Annotated in this window: 15 protein-coding genes; 2 read left to right on the top strand and 13 right to left on the bottom strand. The window is 32.5% G+C overall.

The annotated features are described in order from the left end of the window. Positions 1-45: 45 nt before the first annotated feature. From rocD to M4L39_RS10365, 7 genes are all read right to left on the bottom strand, one after another. Complete coding sequence (rocD, locus tag M4L39_RS10395) at positions 46-1233, bottom strand: ornithine--oxo-acid transaminase (protein WP_277581962.1); 1188 nt, start codon at positions 1231-1233, stop codon at positions 46-48. A 1073-nt stretch (positions 1234-2306) separates the two neighbouring features. Beyond that, complete coding sequence (locus M4L39_RS10390) at positions 2307-3644, bottom strand: gluconate:H+ symporter (RefSeq protein WP_277582015.1); 1338 nt, start codon at positions 3642-3644, stop codon at positions 2307-2309. A gap of 207 nt (positions 3645-3851) precedes the next feature. After that, a complete protein-coding gene (locus M4L39_RS10385; RefSeq protein WP_277581961.1) occupies positions 3852-4523 on the bottom strand; it encodes an ABC transporter ATP-binding protein in 672 nt (223 codons plus the stop codon). A 10-nt stretch (positions 4524-4533) separates the two neighbouring features. Continuing rightward, a complete protein-coding gene (locus tag M4L39_RS10380; protein WP_277581960.1) occupies positions 4534-5457 on the bottom strand; it encodes an ABC transporter permease in 924 nt (307 codons plus the stop codon). After that, entirely contained in the window at positions 5454-6620 is a 1167-nt protein-coding gene (locus tag M4L39_RS10375; protein ID WP_277581959.1) for an ABC transporter permease, read from the bottom strand. Before M4L39_RS10375 ends, M4L39_RS10380 begins: the two co-directional genes overlap by 4 nt. Positions 6621-6666: 46 nt before the next feature. Then, positions 6667-8190 carry a DUF6583 family protein gene (locus tag M4L39_RS10370; protein WP_277581958.1) on the bottom strand — a complete coding sequence of 508 codons (1524 nt, stop codon included), beginning with the start codon at positions 8188-8190 and terminating at the stop codon, positions 6667-6669. Between the two features lie 258 nt (positions 8191-8448). Beyond that, on the bottom strand, positions 8449-9846 hold the full coding sequence (locus M4L39_RS10365) for an MFS transporter (protein WP_277581957.1): 1398 nt from the start codon (positions 9844-9846) through the stop codon (positions 8449-8451). Positions 9847-10212: 366 nt separating this feature from the next. Between M4L39_RS10365 and M4L39_RS10360 the strand changes: the two genes are divergently transcribed. Then, positions 10213-11154 carry a nucleoside hydrolase gene (locus M4L39_RS10360; protein ID WP_277581956.1) on the top strand — a complete coding sequence of 314 codons (942 nt, stop codon included), beginning with the start codon at positions 10213-10215 and terminating at the stop codon, positions 11152-11154. A 114-nt stretch (positions 11155-11268) separates the two neighbouring features. Here the strand turns inward: M4L39_RS10360 and M4L39_RS10355 are convergent, their stop codons facing one another. The 3 genes from M4L39_RS10355 to M4L39_RS10345 form a co-directional block, all read right to left on the bottom strand. Beyond that, positions 11269-12411: a CapA family protein gene (locus tag M4L39_RS10355; protein ID WP_277581955.1), complete on the bottom strand. Its 1143-nt coding sequence runs from the start codon at positions 12409-12411 to the stop codon at positions 11269-11271. A 232-nt stretch (positions 12412-12643) separates the two neighbouring features. After that, a complete protein-coding gene (locus tag M4L39_RS10350; RefSeq protein WP_277581954.1) occupies positions 12644-13270 on the bottom strand; it encodes a nitroreductase family protein in 627 nt (208 codons plus the stop codon). A gap of 235 nt (positions 13271-13505) precedes the next feature. Beyond that, on the bottom strand, positions 13506-13949 hold the full coding sequence (locus M4L39_RS10345) for a GNAT family N-acetyltransferase (protein ID WP_277581953.1): 444 nt from the start codon (positions 13947-13949) through the stop codon (positions 13506-13508). Positions 13950-14459: 510 nt separating this feature from the next. Here M4L39_RS10345 and M4L39_RS10340 point away from each other — a divergent pair. Next, positions 14460-16622: a bifunctional glycosyltransferase/CDP-glycerol:glycerophosphate glycerophosphotransferase gene (locus tag M4L39_RS10340; RefSeq protein WP_277581952.1), complete on the top strand. Its 2163-nt coding sequence runs from the start codon at positions 14460-14462 to the stop codon at positions 16620-16622. Positions 16623-16690: 68 nt separating this feature from the next. On the opposite strand, the gene M4L39_RS10335 is transcribed toward M4L39_RS10340, so the two are convergent. The 3 genes from M4L39_RS10335 to betA form a co-directional block, all read right to left on the bottom strand. Then, the gene (locus M4L39_RS10335; protein WP_277581951.1) at positions 16691-17266 is read right to left on the bottom strand and encodes a GNAT family N-acetyltransferase; all 576 of its coding nucleotides are present in this window, start codon (positions 17264-17266) and stop codon (positions 16691-16693) included. A gap of 212 nt (positions 17267-17478) precedes the next feature. Then, positions 17479-17802 carry a DMT family transporter gene (locus M4L39_RS10330; protein WP_277581950.1) on the bottom strand — a complete coding sequence of 108 codons (324 nt, stop codon included), beginning with the start codon at positions 17800-17802 and terminating at the stop codon, positions 17479-17481. A gap of 254 nt (positions 17803-18056) precedes the next feature. After that, positions 18057-19739, bottom strand: a complete 1683-nt coding sequence (gene betA, locus M4L39_RS10325; RefSeq protein WP_277581949.1) for a choline dehydrogenase — start codon at positions 19737-19739, stop codon at positions 18057-18059. Positions 19740-19779 lie beyond the last annotated feature (40 nt).

Genomic DNA, 19779 nt, shown 5'->3' with positions numbered 1-19779 from the left:
CGTTCATTCCTTTCTGAATATTCAAACTTTTCTAAGTGTCATGCATTACTTTTTCTCTAAAACTTCTGTTATTACTTTTATAACTTTATCAATTTCCTCTTCTTCAATAACAAGTGGTGGTGCAAGTCTAATAATATTTCCTTGCGTTTCTTTACATAGCACACCTTGTTCTATCATCTCTTGACAATAAGGTTGTGCTGCTTCAGTTAATTCAATACCGATAAACAATCCTCTGCCTCTCACATCTTTTATGATGTTACTGTCTATTAGTTGTAAATGATTAAGTAATTTTTGACCTTGTTCAGCAGAACGTTCGATTAAATTTTCATCAATTAACACATCTAATGCTGCCATTGATACTGCACATGCAAGTGGATTACCTCCAAATGTCGAACCATGTGTACCCGGTGTAAGTACTTTCATCACATCATCGTTAGCTAACACTGCTGAAATCGGATAAAGACCTCCACCAAGAGACTTACCTAATAAGTAAATATCTGGTTCTACACCTTCCCATTCCATTGCAAACATCTTACCTGTTCTACCAAGACCAACTTGTATTTCATCTGCAATAAATAGTACGTTATGTTCGTCGCATAAGTTTCGAACCTCTTGGATGAAATAATCTGGCGGTATATTGACGCCACCTTCACCTTGTATTGGCTCAAGTACAATTGCTGTTGTATTTTCGTTAATGAGTGATTTCAAGCGAGTGATATCTCCGAAATCTATATATTGCATATTATCTAGCAAAGGTCCAAAACCTTTTTTATAACTTTCTTGCGAAGATAACGATAAAGCACCTAGTGTACGACCATGGAAATTACCATTCATCGCAATAATTTCGCCTTGATTTTCCGCTATCCCTTTAACATCAGAACCCCATTTTCGTGCAATCTTAATTGCCGTTTCAATGGCTTCGGTACCTGTATTCATAGGCAATACTTTTTCCTTATTGGCAAGCGAACATATTTTCTCTTCCCATTTGCCTAAATTGTCACTATATAATGCACGGGACACCATAGTTATTTTTTCACTTTGCTCTTGAAATGCTTTTATAATTTTCGGATGACAATGCCCTTGATTGACGACTGAAAAACCTGAAATACAATCAATGTAGCTATTATCTTCAACATCCCAAACTTTGGCACCTAGACCTTTCGTTAAAGCCAGTTTAAGCGGACTATAATTGTTCGAACTGTATTGATCTGTTAGTGCAAATAAATCATTCATCGAAACCCTCATCCCTTTTCTATAAATATTCTTAATTTTGAATTAATATCCATAAATCATACACGTAATTTTACAATTAGTCAAAGACTAATTAAAATAATAATTAAACAAACAATTGCCTTAAAGCCTTTTTAACAAATTATATATATGCTTAACATTTCTTGAAATACTGTGATGACAATCCACAGAATGTATATAAATTGTATGATTTGGTGTATGACGACTTTTCAAAAGCTGTTATGTAATTATTTTATGGCAGTAACCGCTCTGTTATTTTCATAAAAAAGGCAAACTAAGTTTGGTTTCCACTTAGTTTGCTTAATATAAATTATCACTATCTAAGATTTTTATTTTGTTTTAGAATTTTTTTGTGCTTAAATTTGAACTGTTATCTTTGTTGATTTGCTCAATACATTTAAAAATATATGATTCGTAGTAATATGATGCATCAAATTTATAATAATTAGATATGAAATCATGCGGGGAATGAATCTCGTTCATACAATGTTTCACGATACTTTTTAGCAATAAGAAAGCAACGCTTGCAATGTATAAACTAATTCATAAACTGTTGCCATTTTATTAGCGTGTTTTCTAATTCATCCTACGTTCAAAACAAGTTGAATGCATTTTTTATACAAACTCTTGTATATAAAGTTATTATACGCATATAAAAACTCAAGTCAAACCAAGTTTTTAATCGGCTATAATTGTATATAAAGGTATTTTTATTCATATTAGACGCGCTTAATGTATAAATATATGGCACAATTCATTCGCCTTCAGTCCTATAGATAAAGTCCATAGCGTGTCATTTTACGATGTTACTCATTTATTCATTAAAAGTATATTCATGGTAAATATCACATTTACGCTCAATCTCCTTCAAACCTCTTAGTATCAAGGCTTACAGTCATTTCATAGACCTCAAAATCACAAATTTACCTTTATTTTACTTTTTTATTGTATTAATACACAAAGAAACAGTATCTACAAGGAATTGTGTTTAATCCATTTAGATACTGCTTTTTATGATGTTACTCAAATATATAATTATGCTTTTAGTAAGGTTATTACATAAACAAATCTAGAATCAGAACAACAATTAATCCAGTAATTGATGTCGTTAGTAATAAAACGCCCCATGTTTTAAAGGTGTCCTTTATTGAAATATTAAAGTATTCTTTAAATAGCCAGAATGAAGCATCATTTACGTGTGTAATAGTATTACTACCTACTGCAGTTGCAAGAACCATAAGTACAGGGCTTACGTTGAACGTAGGTATCAGTGGTCCCACAATACCTGCTGCAGTAATCGCTGAAACCACACCTTGTCCAGTAGCAATACGAATTAAAGCTGTAATAAGCCACGCCATGATAAGCGGTGAAATATTTGTATCTTTCATAATATCCGCTATATAGTTCCCCACATTAGCTTCTAGTATAACTTCTTTGAACGCGCCACCTGCACCGACTATGAATATAATCGTTGCAACGCCTTTTAAGCCACTTTCAAATGTCTTCATCATATCATCCATGTTTTTACCTTTTTTAAGACCGAAGATGACAATAGCAGTTAAAATAGCAATAATAAGACTGATTTCTGCACTTCCTAAAAATGTCACTGCTTCATGTATTAATGTATCTTCAGTAATAAATAAACTTAGAATTGTTGAAATCGAAATTAAAATAGCAGGAATAAGTGGTATAAATAAACTCATTCCAAAACTTGGCATTTCACTTTCTGAAAAAACCTTGTTCTTTTTTAATAACGGAGGTACTGGATAATCCATTTTCTTCATAAACTTAGGTAGTACAACTCCTGCCATGATAACACTAGGTATAAAGACAATAATTCCTAATATATAAACCATACCCATATCTGCGTTGTAAGCATCTACAAGTGCAGTTGGTCCTGCTTGAGGTGGAAATATACTATGAGATAGTGTTGTGGCAGCAACCATAGTAATAGCTAACTTCATAAATGGTGTTTTTGCTTCCACAGCAATACTAATCACTAATGGTGCTAAAATCATAAACGCCACTTCATAAAATACAGAAATCCCAAATACAGCACCTACAATAATTAATGCCCAATGCACATGTTTAGCACCAAATTTATTTATAAGTGTCGATGCAATACGTTGCGCTGCACCTGAATCCACCATTAATTTACCAAGTACTGCACCAAATCCAATAATAAGTGCAAGACTTCCTAACGTTGATCCTAATCCTTCTTTAATTGTTTCTAATATTGCAACAGGTTGCATCCCGTTTATAAAACCAACCACTATTGCTGAAAAAATGAGTGCTAGAATACTATTGATTTTGAGCTTAATATTTAAGAATAATAGTAAGGCAACCCCTATTACGAGTGAAATAAGTGGTAGATGTTCGCTTAAAAATGACAATTTCATGTCCTCCCATCCCTTAATAACTTATGAAAGCGAATTCACAATTCCTAATTATAATAGATTCAATTAAAAATAACAACGTTGTTATTTAAAAATTGCATTTCATTTAATTTCTCAAAAGATATTAAACATATTAATATAAAAATTAAAAAGCATACCCGTCACTGTATATAAGTCGTTTTATAACAATAACGGATATGCTTTTTAATTTTGGTTCGTATACGTATCAAAGTACCATTGCTTATCTTTCAAGATATCTCTATAGAATGGGTCTGTTCCGATTACTTTAATGCGGTCTGCTAGTGCCTCTACTTCGTCTAAATGATGTGTGGTTAATATGATCAAACAATGTGCTTTCATTTTATTGAGCAAGCTGTGAATATCATATCTTGATTTTAAGTCTATACCTACAGTTGGTTCATCTAATATTAATATTTGCGGATTACTTAAGAGTCCTATTAATACATTTACTTTTCTTTTGGTGCCTCCCGACAATTTGGACACAGCAACTGTCCTATCTGTTAAATGAAGTTGCGTTGCATACTGGTCTATCATGTCTTCTGTTATAGCGTTTTTACATAAGGCCTTAAAGCAATTGATATTCTCATTTACTGTCATATGTTCAAATAATGCAATATCTTGAGGCACGTAACCAATTATATCTTGAAGGTGCTTTTTTGAGACTTGGTTACCAAAGTAAGTGATGTTTCCTGAATCTGGTTCTTCTAATCCTGAAATCATTCTTAGTAAAGTGGATTTTCCAGCCCCGTTTTCGCCTAGCAAAATAGTTAACTGTTTATCTTCAAATGTCATATCTAGCGATTCAAAGATGCTTTTACTACGGTATTGTTTTTTAATATTTTGTAATTTTATCATCTCATCACTCCTATAATTGTATGAAGATATAAATCAAACTCATCACTAGTGCATAAATAAGTGTCATAAACAGTCTATGACTCAATGTATTTACTTTAAATAATAACCAAGCTACACCCAATTCATAAATCAAAAAAACCAATAATGATTTCAAGTAAAACATCACGGATAAATTTTGTTGAAATACGACTGCTGTCACACTTAATAAAATCATTAATATAATGGTATGTGCAATAGCATAGGCACTAAACAGTTTAAGTCGACTATAGCGGAACATGTATAACCTGGCCAACGCACTATTTTGTTTCAATCTTTGATGCAATACAATTTGAACACTGCTGACGCTTAATAAAATTGCAAAGACAATACTTAATGATATAGAAGTATTAGCACTGTGATTAATAACATAATGCACTACCTTTGATTCTGGTGTTTCTTGATTTAATTTTCTATTAACTGCTTTCAATGACGTATTTTGATTGCTATCTTCTAAATGCGACTTCACTATATTAGGTATTTGTTGTTCATACAAAGAACGACTAATCATTTCTAACGTTATATCGCCTATAAAGTCATCTTTGCCATATAGGGTTAGTGCGTCTTTCAAATTATTACTATGCAGCTTGTGACTATAATTTTCTGGTATTTGTAAGCTCACTACCGCTTCTTTTCTAGTAACGCGTTCCTCAATATATGCTTCATCAAGCGGCACATGTTCTATTTTCACAAATTCATTATCATCTATATGTTCAATCAGCGCTTTAGAGGATGACGAGCGTTCTTGATCTTGGACTGCCACTGGTATTTGAAACGATTGATTGAGTGTCTTGTACACACCCCAGACTGCCACTAACGTACATAATAATAATAATGCTAGTAACATGTATTGTTTCCACTGTTTTACGACTACGATAAAAAGGTAGGGGTGAATCATCTACGATACCTCCCAACAATGACAACTATTAATACAACTAATGATAATACCAAGCTAATATAAAACATGAGCGGCGCTTCTAAAATATAATTATTTAGTATGATTTCTAACATTTGATTTGTTACAAAACTAAATGGTTGTATTGTAAAAATACCATTGAATAAATGCTTGAAATATATGGTAGGTATAATCAGCCCTGATAGTAGCAAAATTATAATACTGAATATACTTTTCAAAATATAATTCATCCATTTGGATGATATTAAATCAATAATCGTCAGCCAGATTATCAGCAACAAGATATAGTATGTGAGTTGAATCACTACAGTAGACCAATTGTAGCTTTCAAAATCATTCGGCAATACTTTGAGCATCCAGAACAAACCCACTACGGCCCAAATACTTGTATAAAACAGTGTAAATAAGCTTCGAATAAGCGTCAGTTTCTCAAATGAAAAATGGTACATACTCAACCTAGATTTCAATGCTGTTACTTGATTCATTTTTAAAATTGAAAATAACGATAAAGCAAAGATAAAAATAGACGCTAAGTAGCCGGTTATCACATAATAACTCGCAGTATCGTAAATTTGTACAGGTTGATAATCAAATCCACCTGTACGGTTTAAACCTGTAAACAATAAGTCTGTTAATAAAATCATGGTGTCTTCTTTGTTAGCATCCTCTGCAAGCGATGTATACGTAAGTCCTCCGCCCATAGACAACATGAGACGATTGTACACTGAATCTGTTAATTGATTAATGACTAAACTCTTAGTCGATTGTTTATCATATGTATAAACCGAAATAGGCAAATCACCATTTTTATAAAATGACTGAGTCATCCCTTTTTCAAAAACATAGTATCCTTCTAGATTTTGAGCTTTTAACAATTGGTGTGCTTCTTGCTTATTATAACGTTTGATAATAATGTCTTTGCCTAAGTTTGTGCCATCGCCCATTGATTTAAGTATTAATGCAGTTTCGGCCGATTGATCGCGGTCTACAACGCCTATTCTAAATTTGGAATCATCTTGGTTAAATTGTTGTATGACAAGTAAGGTTGAAAACAAACCAATGATAATTATCACCAAATATAAAAATAAATGCCATTTTTTCAATAAAAAAGAGTGGTAAATGCGAAACAATTGTAATGTTCTCATTTAACCACCCCTTTCATTAATATTTTAGTTTAAATTTTTGTAATACTTATTTATCTTCAAGATCTTTCACAACATCTTTCAAGATATCTTCAGCGTTATCAGAAATTTCTTTCTGTAATTTACTGAAGTCATTGTTAGACATTGTATTTAAGTCTTTTGCACCAGCTTTATCAAACTTAATATCTTCTTTAAGTTTAGTTTCGCCTTTTATATTAATTGTAACAGGTTCATATTGAACTTCTGTAGTAATGTCGAGATCTTGTTTCTGTGAATTATTCTTCACATCAGTCTCTAATTTGTTTACATATTCAATTGTAGTTTCATCATAGTTTGCACTGATTTCAATATCACCTTTATCAGTACGTTTGTTACCATCAACTGTTTCTTTATTTGTAACCTTGATATCTGATTCTTTAATGCCATCATCAAAACCTAAAGTATATTTATCGTCATACTTATCATCTTCTTTAGTTGAATCACCGTTAAGTGAAATCTTAGACTCATCAGCAAACACATTATAATCCATAACTAACTTGTCATCATCGATTAGACTAGTACCTTCTAATTTAATGTCAGCACCGCTGTTATCTTTTAACGTTAAATCACGTTTAAGAATTTGATTGTCATCTTCCCAAATTACAGATTTAATACTTGGGAATTCATCTTTATCAGCATCTTTCACTTCTTCTAAAGCTTCATCAATTGAATCATCATATGCTTCAGCATTAAATTGATCTTCTGCAATGCCTTTAATATCTTTATCTTCTTTAGCTTTTTCTAAAACTGCTGTCAAAATTGATTTCGTTTCAGCTTTGCTAATATTCATTGTGACTTTATTCGTATCTTTCTCTTCACCATCAACATCGATCTTATCGTCTTCTTTTTCAAAATTATCATCATCAAGTTTATCGATAATTAATTCACTATAACGTTCACTAATTTTCTCAACTTTTTCTTGTGATACTTGCGTACCAGATAATAGAGAATTTAAATTCAATGTGTCATTCGTAATTGCTGAATTATTCCCACTCATACTTGATGCACTACTTGATGAACTGCTTACTGTTTCACCCGTTAATTTTTCATAAACATCTACAAGTTCATCATTTTTAGCTTTGTAAACATCATCTAAAATTGGTGCCGAGTAGTATTGATTGTCCTTATCTGCTGCCCATTGAAATTCCCCAATTTCATTGTCGGCTACAGTAGGATTTAATGCTAGTACTGACTTTTCGTTCTCTGGATCATGTCCCATTTTAAATCCTAATCCAGAAGCATCTACTGCAGATTTTGGTATATCAGATGATTTAAGTAATTTCTCTGGTACATCTGCACTCGCATCTAAGCTTATTAAATATGACTCATCTTTCATTTTGTCTTGAAATTTAAATTCATTTTCAAAACGGTCCTTAGCGTACTCTTGCATTTGCTTAGCGGTTTCTTGCTCACTTAATAAATATGTGTTCTTAGGTGAATTTTTCATAAAATAATAAGTCACCGCACCGCCTATCCCAACAATAAGTAATAACCCAATAACGACTGCTATGACAATCTTCACTGTCTTTGACATATCGTCCAACCTCCCATAAGCTTTTATTTATTTTATAATATCACAAAACTTATAATTTTTCACATATTTTTAAATTATATATATTTATACTTTTTATACCGTTAATATTATTTAATTAAGTACAATATATTGTGCTTAATTAACGATTGCACAAATTATTCCAAAACACTTTTCAAGGTTCCTGACATAAACAAGACGCAATACCTATTAATAAGTATTGCGTCTTTACAAATTATTTAATTCTTATAATAAACTTTATTAATCTTTTTTAACTTCATCTTCCCACCAAAGTGCATCTTTAGGATTTTGAATTACGTCTTCATAATCTTCTTGATTTTCAACGTTTGGATAATTTCCTCTCAATGATTTGTTTGATGTTGACTTAAACATTGTTAAGAAAATGATAAGACCGATAACGTTAATAAACATCAAATAATATGAAGGTGAAATTTCTTGGCCTGTCGTTTGTACTAACATTGATAGAATAAATGGTGTCAAACCACCAAATATTGCAGCACCAATATTATAAACAAGTGACAAGGTACGTAATCTCACTTTTGTATGGAACATACTTGGTAACACTGACGGCATTACACCTTCAAATGTAGACATGAATAGTGCGATGATAAATAAGCCTAAGATAACGACTGGTATCACTGGAATACTCATGAGCCAGAAGGCAAGCACAGAGAATAAACTGAAACCAATTAAACCAAATAGAATCGTCTTCTTATTACCTACTTTATCACTGTACCAACCAAAGAAAAATACAGCTGGTATCATCACTAACATCGTGACCGTACTCAGTATAGAACTCATGGTGCCCCCTAAGTTAATGGTTGAGTTTAAGTATGATGGCATAAAGGATAACACCATGTAATTAGCCACATTTAAGAATGCTACACCAGCGAAACAAACGATGATATCTTTCCAATAATATTTAAATATATCTAAATAAGAATATTCTAATTCTTCTTGTTCTTCTAATGTCGATTCATAAGCAGGACTTTCGTCTAATCCTGTACGCAAGAAGATACCTACGATACCTAATGGCGCAGCAAGAATAAATGGAATTCTCCAACCCCAATCTGCCATTTGTTGATCACTTAACAATGCATACATCAGACCAGCTAAGACTGCCGCCATAATACTACCTGCAAGTGTACCAATTTCTAGTCCACTACCTAACTTACCACGTGCTTTATCTGGCGATGATTCTGCTATGTAAGTCATAGCACCAGCGTACTCTCCACCAGTTGAAAATGACTGAATCATACGTACTACGAGTAATAGAATTGGCGCCCATATACCGATTTGATCTTGCGTTGGTAATAACCCAAGCATCAATGTTGAAGCCGCCATAAGTAAGATTGTTGATGATAATACAACTTTCCGTCCATATTTATCCCCTATATGACTGAAGAAGATACCACCAATCGGTCGTACTATAAATGCAAAAGCAAATACAGCAAATGTAGATACAATTTGCATCTCTTGCGGTAAATTACCAAAGAAATTGGCACTTATAACTACAGCTAATTGCGCATATAGTCCGAAGTCAAACCACTCAATTGCGTTACCAATACCTGTGGCAACCACGCTTTTTTTTGCTTGGTCTGAATCTACCCTATTAACTTTTTCTTTTTTAAACTTCACAAAAAAAACACCCCTTAATTTTTGTCTATCAATATAACATAACATAACCTGTGTACAAATTTTCAAACAATTTTAATTTAATGTTCCATGTATTTTGCGTTTAAAATGCATAAATACTTATATATCAAAACAACGCAACGCTCTACTTTAATCTCTATATTCATTATCATTCCTATAGCATTGGACTTTATGGATTAAAAAACTGAGATCAATTAAATAAAATCAATTTATTTTAAATCACATTATGTTATATAAATACTTTTTACAGCTCAAAAAGTATTCTTAAATTAATTATTCAGAACGATACATATTGTTTTCTTTGGTATAATAGCCTCATAAAAACGAACATTTGGAGGCACTCAAGTTATGAAACAAATTTATTTTAACCATGATGGTGGTGTAGATGATCTCATCTCATTATTTCTATTAATACAAATGGATGATGTAGAGCTTATTGGTGTAAGCGCAATTGGTGCAGATAGTTATATCGAACCAGCAGTAAGTGCAGCTCAAAAAATAATTAACCGCTTCTCTGAGCAACCAATACATATCGCTGCTTCAAAAGAACGGGGTAAACATCCTTTTCCAAAAGATTGGCGTATGCACGCATTTTTTATGGATGCGTTACCTATTTTAAATGAATCGTTAAATCAACAATCTTTATTATTAAAACAGCCTGCTTATCAAGATATTATCGATAAATTACAAGCACATTCCCAAAAAATTACTTTACTTTTTACAGGACCATTAACAGATTTAGCCAAAGCTATCACAGTTGAGCCTACTATTGTTCAAAATATCGACCGTCTCGTATGGATGGGCGGCACATTTTTAGATAAAGGCAATGTTGAAGAACCCGAACATGATGGTACAGCTGAATGGAATGCTTTTTGGGATCCCGAAGCCGTTCAAATTGTGCTTGATACGGATATCAAAATAGAGATGGTTGCTTTAGAAAGCACAAATCAAGTACCTATGACATGGGAGGTTAGACAGGCATGGGCAGATGAACGCCATTATCCTGGTGTGGACTTCTTAGGTGTAAGCTATGCTGCTGTTCCGCCATTAACACACTTTCAAACGAATTCTACTTACTTCTTATGGGATGTATTAACGACCGCTTACATTGGCATGCCTGAACTTGTTCAACAACATAGCGTAAATGTGTCTGTATATACTGAAGGCCCTAGCCAAGGGCAGACGTATATTGACAACGTTAATGGTAGGCCTATTTCAGTGGTTTATTACGTTCAACATGACGCTTTCTTCAAATACATCACTGATTTAGCTAAAAAAGTTACGCGTTAAAAAATAAATATTAACTATACTAAATTTCAGCATAATTATACTCATATAAAACGAGGGATCTCCATTTTTCGGAAGATCCCTTTAATCATTAGATATTACTTTTTAACAGACACATCAATAACTATCTGGAGTTAAATATCGTTTATCGATGACGTCTTTAGTAATCGTTTCTAAACGCTGTTTCGTAACGTCATTTTCGTCATCATAGCTTAGTGCGTGTCGTTTTGCTAAATTATCATTATATTTTTTGAGTGGATACATTTTAAAACGATGTCGTGTGTTGTCATCTAGTGGATTGGCTATTTCATAATGCGTAACTAAAGATTGCCATTCAACGTTTTTAATCGTTACACCCTTTGGCAATTTCTCAATATTAAAACGAATATTACCTCCTAATACATTACTTTCATTACCTGTAGTTTGCCCATTTAAAAAATTTCCCAGGGAATAAGCTACTAACGTCTTATGATTCCTTTTCCCTTTTACCCACTCTATAGGTTGAATGACATGAGGATGTGTCCCGATTACTACATCTACCCCTGCATTTGCAAATACTTCAGCGTATTTTTCCTGTTTACGATTTGGTTCATGTTCGCCTTCACTTCCCCAATGCGCAGATACAATCACCGCATCACTTTGTGCTTTAGCTTTTGCTACATCTTTTTTAATTTGGGCTTCATTAAAATAGTTAATATGATATGGTTTTTTAGGAGAAATATCATTTGTACCATATGTATAACTTAATAGTGCAACTTTGATTCCATTCCTCTCAAAAACTGGTATATTATCTCTCATTTTTTGTGAATTAAACGTGCCAGTATATAAGATATCGTCAAATTGTCCCCATAAATCTATCTCATTCAACAAACCATCCGTCCCTTGATCAAGTGCATGATTATTCGAACCATTTACAATATCAAAGCCCATCTCAGCGATATCATCCGCCATATCCCTCGGCGTATTAAATTGTTTGTATCCCGAAAATCCTTTTTCATCTCCACCAATGGGTGATTCTTGATTTATATACGAAATATCCGCTGATTTTATGTCTTTTTCTAAGTCATCATACATAGGTTTAAAGTCGAAACTACCATCGTCTTGTAATGCATCTTGATAAACTACTGGATGAATTAAATTATCTCCAACGGCATAAAATGAAACTTTATCCTCTAATTGATTTTGGTCATGCAAGCATAGCCCACTAAAAAATATAAAAACAGTAAATAATAACGTCATCATTATTTTATATTTCCACATAACTTCCCCCCTTGACCATTACAAATAAGTTATCACATTACACATATTAGTTCTATTATAATTAAACATCTCAATTTATTATACAGTGTTTACAATATACTCAAACTTCTTTAACAATAGTAAAATCAGGAGTGTGACAGAAATATAATTTTCTACTTAACTTTGTCAATATAACAATTGAGGTTGAGACATGTATTTATGTCCCAACCTCAATTGAATTCAACTTATAATATTATACGTGCTTAGTTATTGTTTCTGCTGGTAAGCGATATGAACCATGAGCAGGATTTTTTGCTTTTCCTATCGCTATAATCATGACAGGTTCATAACGTTCTGAATCTATATCAAATGCTGTTGCTATTTGATCAGTTTCGAATCCACCTATTGGATTCGTGTCATAACCATAAGCTCTGGCAACTAGCATGAATTGCATAGCAGCTAGACTACTATCAATTTTTATAATATCGTTCATTTCACTTTTTTCTAAACTTCTATAAAAAGGTAAAACCTTTCCAAGTAATTCATCTTTAACATCTTCAGGCATTAACCCTTGTTTGACAGCATTACTATAAATTTCTTCACCGTATTCATGGCTTTGCATATCCCCAAAGATAACTACCATTGCAGACGAAGAATCATTTTGACGTGTATTAAAACGTACAAGGGGACGTAGTTTATCTTTACCTTCATCACTTTCTACAACTAAAAAGCGCCATGGTTGCATATTCACTGACGATGGTGCTTTTGTCGCTTTTTGAATCATTTCATCCATTTCTGATATTGGTATTTTAACTTGCTCATCAAAAAGTTTTACAGATTTTCTATTCATTACTATATCTTCAAAGTCGTTATTAATCATTATTCATTTCTCCTTAACTTTTTTTCACAAAATCAAATTATACTCAATTTATTTGAATTTACAAATCATCTGTTTGAAGATGAATTTAGTAGCGACGAGAACTTAAATAATCATTAACAATACTTCACCAGAAACTTGATAGCACGATACATTTTTTAAAATTTTCTATTAAGTTCATTTTAATTAAACACAATTTATTAACTTAAAATTCATGCATGCAACATCGTAAATTGCCCTAGTCTGTTATTTCCATAGACATCGTTATATTTCTATCACAGAAACCCATTTTTTCATATAATTTTTTGGCGAAATTATTCGCAAAGACATTCAGCCTTACTTCTTTAATATTTTTCGCTTTAAAATACTCACCGACAAATTGTATTAATTCTTCAGCGACGCCATGTCTTCTATATTCATCAAATACATACAGCTCATATATAAATCCATACTCTTCCTGAATAAAATAATCTATTTTGTCATCAATAAGCACAAAACCTTTCATCTGTGTTTCTTCTATTAATACATAATATTCAGCACCTTCGCTTCTTAATTGTTTTGACATCGATCTCATCGCATGATCTGATAAGTCAAAGTCTGCTGTTATCGCTTCTTTAAATACAGTCGGTATCGTTTTATTAATTAGTTTCAACTCTTCTTGGTTTGCTTTTCTAATTGTCATTGTTATGCACCCTTTCTTCAACACGCTTTCTTTGTAGATACTTACAATCATAGTTATATCACTTTACATTTCAAATAATTTTTAATACTTTGACAATACCCTAAATCAAAAGAAATTAATTTCAAGACTTTTTAAAATAAAAATTTTAACGTCTAGCATCTTTAATATCAATAGAAATCTTCTTAACTACTGGATATATTAAGTTTTTATAGTAAAATAGGATAGTGACTTTCCCTATATACAATTAATTATAGGCCACTCCACTATATTATTAAGAGGGTTTTTGTAATATACAAATAACTACTTTTTAATTGTGAATACTGTACATGATACAATGGATGCTTTACAATCAACAGATCATCTGATGATTAATTGCCATTGTTTTATAATAGAGCACTTCAATAACTTACAACGCTCTTATCAATAGCTGAAAATATTAAAAAAAGTTCGATATATTCTACCTTATATCAAAATATAAAGAGAAAATTTTAAAAAAAGAGGGAATAAATAATGAAGTCCATATCTGTAATAGTGACTTATTACAACTCAGAAGACTATATAGAAAGATGTTTAACTAGTCTTAAAAAACAAAGATTTCAAGATTTTGAGTTAATTTTAGTCAATGATGGTTCAACTGATAATTCAAAAACGATTGCAACACAAAATATTGCAAATTGGAATATACCAATAAAAGAAATTGATTTACAACAAAATACAGGTCATGCGCATGCAAGAAATATTGCTATGCAAGAAGTAGATACACCTTATTTTATATTCATTGATTCAGATGATTATTTAGCTTCTTATGCGCTTGCATTTTACATGAAAAAAATAAATCAATTTGATGCACTTATTTCACCAATACATTCATTTACTCTCGACATACCACAATATATAGACCAAGACTTAGTGCGTGTGGAATATTTAGATACCAAAACTAAGTCAAATCAATTCTTACGTAAAAATTCATCGTGTAATATTGTCTTTAAAACGGCGATCGCACGTGGACATAATTTACAATTCAATGAAGAATTAGATGTCTTTATTGACTGGTCATTCATTTTAGATTTTATAAAATATTCAAATGGTTTTGTACGTGTGAGTCGCTTCCCATTTTATATCAAAGGCGAAGTTTATGACCCATTCTTAAAACCAAGATTATCTAAACAAGACTTCGGTATCGTCTTCAATGATTATGTATATAGTTTTTCAGATTCTATTCAACGTGCACCTTTAAAGGAAAACAAGCGTTTCATAAAAAATAAAATGAAAAATTTATTTAAATATTCGTTTGAGCCTTCATTAAGAAAAACGCCTGAAAGATATGAACAAAATAGTGAATTATTACCAAGAGTTACGAGACAACTCTTTCCTACAATTTTCAAAAATGAGAAACCCTTATTTATCGCTGAAGCACTCATGCTTATGTTTAATAAGAGAAAATCAGCATTTAAAATTAATCAGTTTAGAAATAAAGCTCGATTAGCTAAAAATGTTGTTTTACGCAGAAAAAACAAACATCGTGCGCTTTACCAATTGACAGATTCTGAAGATAAAGTAAATCCAAAAACGATCGTATTTGAAGCTTTTGGTGGTAAAAATTATAGTGATAGTCCTAAATATGTTTATGAATATATGATGAAACATCATCCGAATTATGAATTTATATGGGTATTAAAAAAACCTGACAGCGTACAAATACCAGGTCCTGCCCAAAAGGTTAGAAAAAATTCTAAAGCATACTATGATGCTTATTCTAGAGCAAAATACTGGGTATCAAATGCTAGGCTACCACTATTTCTAAATAAAAAACCGAACCAAGTCTATATCCAAACTTGGCACGGTACACCATTAAAACGCTTGGCAAACGATATGAAAGTCATTCGTATGCCCGGAACAACAACAGACAGTTATAAACGCAACTTCAGGGAAGAAACAAATCGTTGGGATTATCTCGTTTCACCAAATGCTTATTCATCAAAAATATTTGAAACGGCGTTCTGGATGAATCCAGAACAAATTCTTGAAATTGGTTATCCTAGAAATGACGTTTTAGTTAATCGTTCACAAGACGAAGCATATATTCAAGAAATCAAAGAAAAATTAAATTTACCTGAAGATAAAAAAGTGATTATGTATGCTCCTACATGGAGAGATGATGAATTTGTTAAAAAAGGTAAGTACTTGTTTGATTTGAAAATTGACTTAGATAATTTACAAGAAAAATTAGGTGATGATTATGTGATCTTGTTAAGAATGCATTACTTAATTTCTAATGCACTCGATTTAAGAGGTTATGAAGAGTTTGCAATTGATGTTTCAAATTACAATGACATCTCTGAATTATACTTGATTTCAGATTGTTTAATCACGGATTATTCGTCAGTCATGTTTGATTACGGCGTACTAAAAAGACCACAATTCTTTTTCGCTTATGATTTAGATAAATACGGTCAAGATTTACGTGGTTTCTATCTTGATTATCATAATGATTTACCAGGTCCAATTTATCAAGATGCTTATAAATTAGCTGATGATTTGAAAAAATTAGACCAAGTAGAAGTAGATTACAAAGATAAAATCGACACTTTCTATAATGACTTTTGTTCATTAGAAGATGGTAAATCGTCTAAAGCAATTTCTGATTTAATTACTGGTCAACAAGACAAGTAGTTCTAATGCAAGAGTTTCCGCTCTTGCATTCCTTTTTTGAGCAGTCTTGTGGGGGTGGGAAGAAGAAATCAAATTTCTAATTTTGGTTTCTTCTTCCCACCCCTATTTTCATTCAATTTTTGAGCTAATAACTGCCAAGCTTTATGATAATTATCATCTAATTGTACAGGTTTAAAACCAAACTCAAGATACATATTGATTGCTTTATAACTAACCGTTTGTGATGTTAAATAAGCTTGATCATGATGTACTGCTAAAATGTTCATTGCTGCACTAAGTAATGGTTTGGACAACTTTTTCCCTTGATATGCTGGTATGATACCCACCCAATGAATTCTCCCCATTTTTTGTGTGTCTTCACCTAAGCAGCCATACCATGCAGTTGTCGTACCAACAACTTCGTGCTTTTCATTTTCAATGAAGATACAACGCTGTTCCATCTCTGCTATATGATTTCCAAACTCTTTATTAAACCTTTCTAATGCCTTATATTCAGTTGGGAACTCTCCTGCTAGCGTTTCTATATAAGCCCATAATTTTTCATCGCCTTTACGAAATTTCCTAATAGCAAAACCTTTAGGCACATCATATTGTGGTATATTATCTAATTGCGTTCTCACCATTTGTACTTTAATATTTTCCATTACGCATCACCTCACGTATTTAAATTTGTTATATCAACTTATGTTTATAATAGTCTTATATTTATTATAAAAACACATATTACAATTCCAAGCAAAAATCTTTATATGCTACACTTCATAAATTAATAAAAAAAGCCGACAAAAAAGTTATACTTTTGTCGACAGTGAAAATATCTATTCTTATCTTGGATGATGTTCAAATCTATACTTCCTTATTTTGAAACACCTACCGTGTTCAACAATACAATACCTATGAGTATAAACACGATTGCTATGATACCTGTGAGATTTAGATTTTCATTAAATAAAACAACTGCGAGTACTGTACTCAGTACTAACCCCAAACCAGCCCAAGTGGCGTAACTTAAGCCTAATGGCAAATATTTCATAGCTAAACTAAAAAAATAAAAACAAATAATAAATGAGATGGTTGCTGCTAAACTTGGGTATAATTTACTAAAACCTTCAGAGGCCTTGAGTGAAACCGTGCCTGTTACTTCAGTAATAATAGCAATCACTAAATATAAATAAGCCATAATACTCCTTCCCTAAATCGAAGCACTTGGAAAGCTAATCATCGTTTATACTAACGCTTTTACCAATCACGCTACTTCTATTCAATCAATATCAAAGTCCTATTTAACTATTGCAACAATAGCTCTCTTTGTAATTTTTCAATTCTAAAACGCCAACTCTTTAACACCTACAAATAATAAGAAACTGGTGAAAATCATTAAGTTTATGACTTCACCAGTTTCATTTTTAAATTATATAGATTTGTTAATTGCTTTTATTTTACTGCTCCTGCATCTTTGTCATGTACACCATGACGGTAGAAATCAATGTATTCTGGTTCCATAAGTTTTTTACCACGAATAATATCTGATGCTTTTTCTGCCATCATTAATATAGGTGAATGGATATTACCGTTTGTAGTACGAGGCATTACTGACGCATCTACAACACGTAAGTTTTCCATACCATGTACTTTGAATGTTTCAGGATCAACAACTGACATTTCGTCTGATGCCGGCCCCATTCTACAACTACATGATGGATGTAATGCAGTTTCGCCATCACGTTTAACCCATTCAATGATTTCTTCGTCTGTTTGCACTTCAGGACCTGGAGAAATTTCTCCACCATTAAATGGATCTAAAGATTTTTGAGATAAAATGTTTCTAGCTACTTTGATTGCTTCAACCCATTCGCGTTTATCTTCTTCTGTAGATAAGTAGTTAAATGCGAAATCAGGCTTTTCAAATGGGTCTTTAGATTTAATCTTCAAGTAACCACGAGAGTTAGAATACATCGGACCTACGTGAACTTGGTAACCATGAGCATGTGGTGCTTTCGTACCATCGTATCTTACTGCGATTGGCAAGAAGTGGAACATTAAGTTTGGATAATCTACTTCGTCATTTGAACGTACAAATCCGCCACCTTCGAAGTGGTTAGATGCTGCTGCGCCTTTACGACCTAAAATCCATTGCAAGCCAATGAATGGCATTTTTAATTTGTTAAGGCTAGGCTGCATTGAAACTGGTTGTTTACATGCATGTTGCACGTATACTTCTAAATGGTCTTCAAAGTTTTCTCCTACACCTGGTAAATGTAGACGAGTTTCAATCCCTACTGAACGTAAGTGTTCTGAATCGCCAATGCCAGATAATTGTAATAATTGTGGAGAGTTAATTGCGCCACCTGATAAAATAATTTCTTTCGCATTCACTGTATGTTCTTTACCATTCTTCTTGAATGTTACACCAGTTACTTTATTACCTTCAAAATTTAATTTAGTTACAAACGCACGTGTTTCCACGTCTAAGTTTTTACGTTTCATAGCTGGATGTAAGTAAGCTCTTGATGCTGAAACACGTCTACCATTATGCACTTGGCTATCAAAAGGTCCGAAGCCTTCTTGACGGAAACCATTGACGTCTGGTGTTTTATTATAACCTGCGTCAACACCAGCATTAAAAAATGCTTGGAATAAAGGATTTTTAGCAGGTCCACGTCTTAATTTAATTGGACCGTGGTGACCACGATACTGATCATCTTTAGTAGAACCAAACGTTGTCTCCAAACGTTTAAAGTATGGTAAACAATGGGCATAATCCCATGATTCCATGCCTTCTGGTTGCGCCCATTTTTCATAATCCATTGGGTTACCACGTTGATAAATCATACCGTTAATTGAACTTGAACCACCTAATACTTTACCACGAGCATGTCCAACTTTACGTCCATCCATATGTGGTTCTGCATTTGTTTCATAAATCCAGTCATATAGTTTATTTCCTGCTGGATACATTAATGCTGCTGGCATTTGAATTAATAAATCCCAAGAATAGTCACTACGTCCAGCTTCTAATACAAGTACATCATTAGATGCATCTTCACTTAAACGGCCACCAAGTACCGAACCGGCACTCCCACCACCAATAATGATATAATCATATGATTTTTTCATTTTTGATAAAACCTCCTAAATTTTTAATTATTAATATTTT

Origin of the sequence: Staphylococcus equorum (assembly GCF_029531845.1) — a bacterium.
Lineage (GTDB): Bacteria > Bacillota > Bacilli > Staphylococcales > Staphylococcaceae > Staphylococcus > Staphylococcus equorum_C.
The sequence above is the reverse complement of the archived record's forward strand: the minus strand, read 5'-3'. Positions and strand labels throughout refer to the sequence as shown.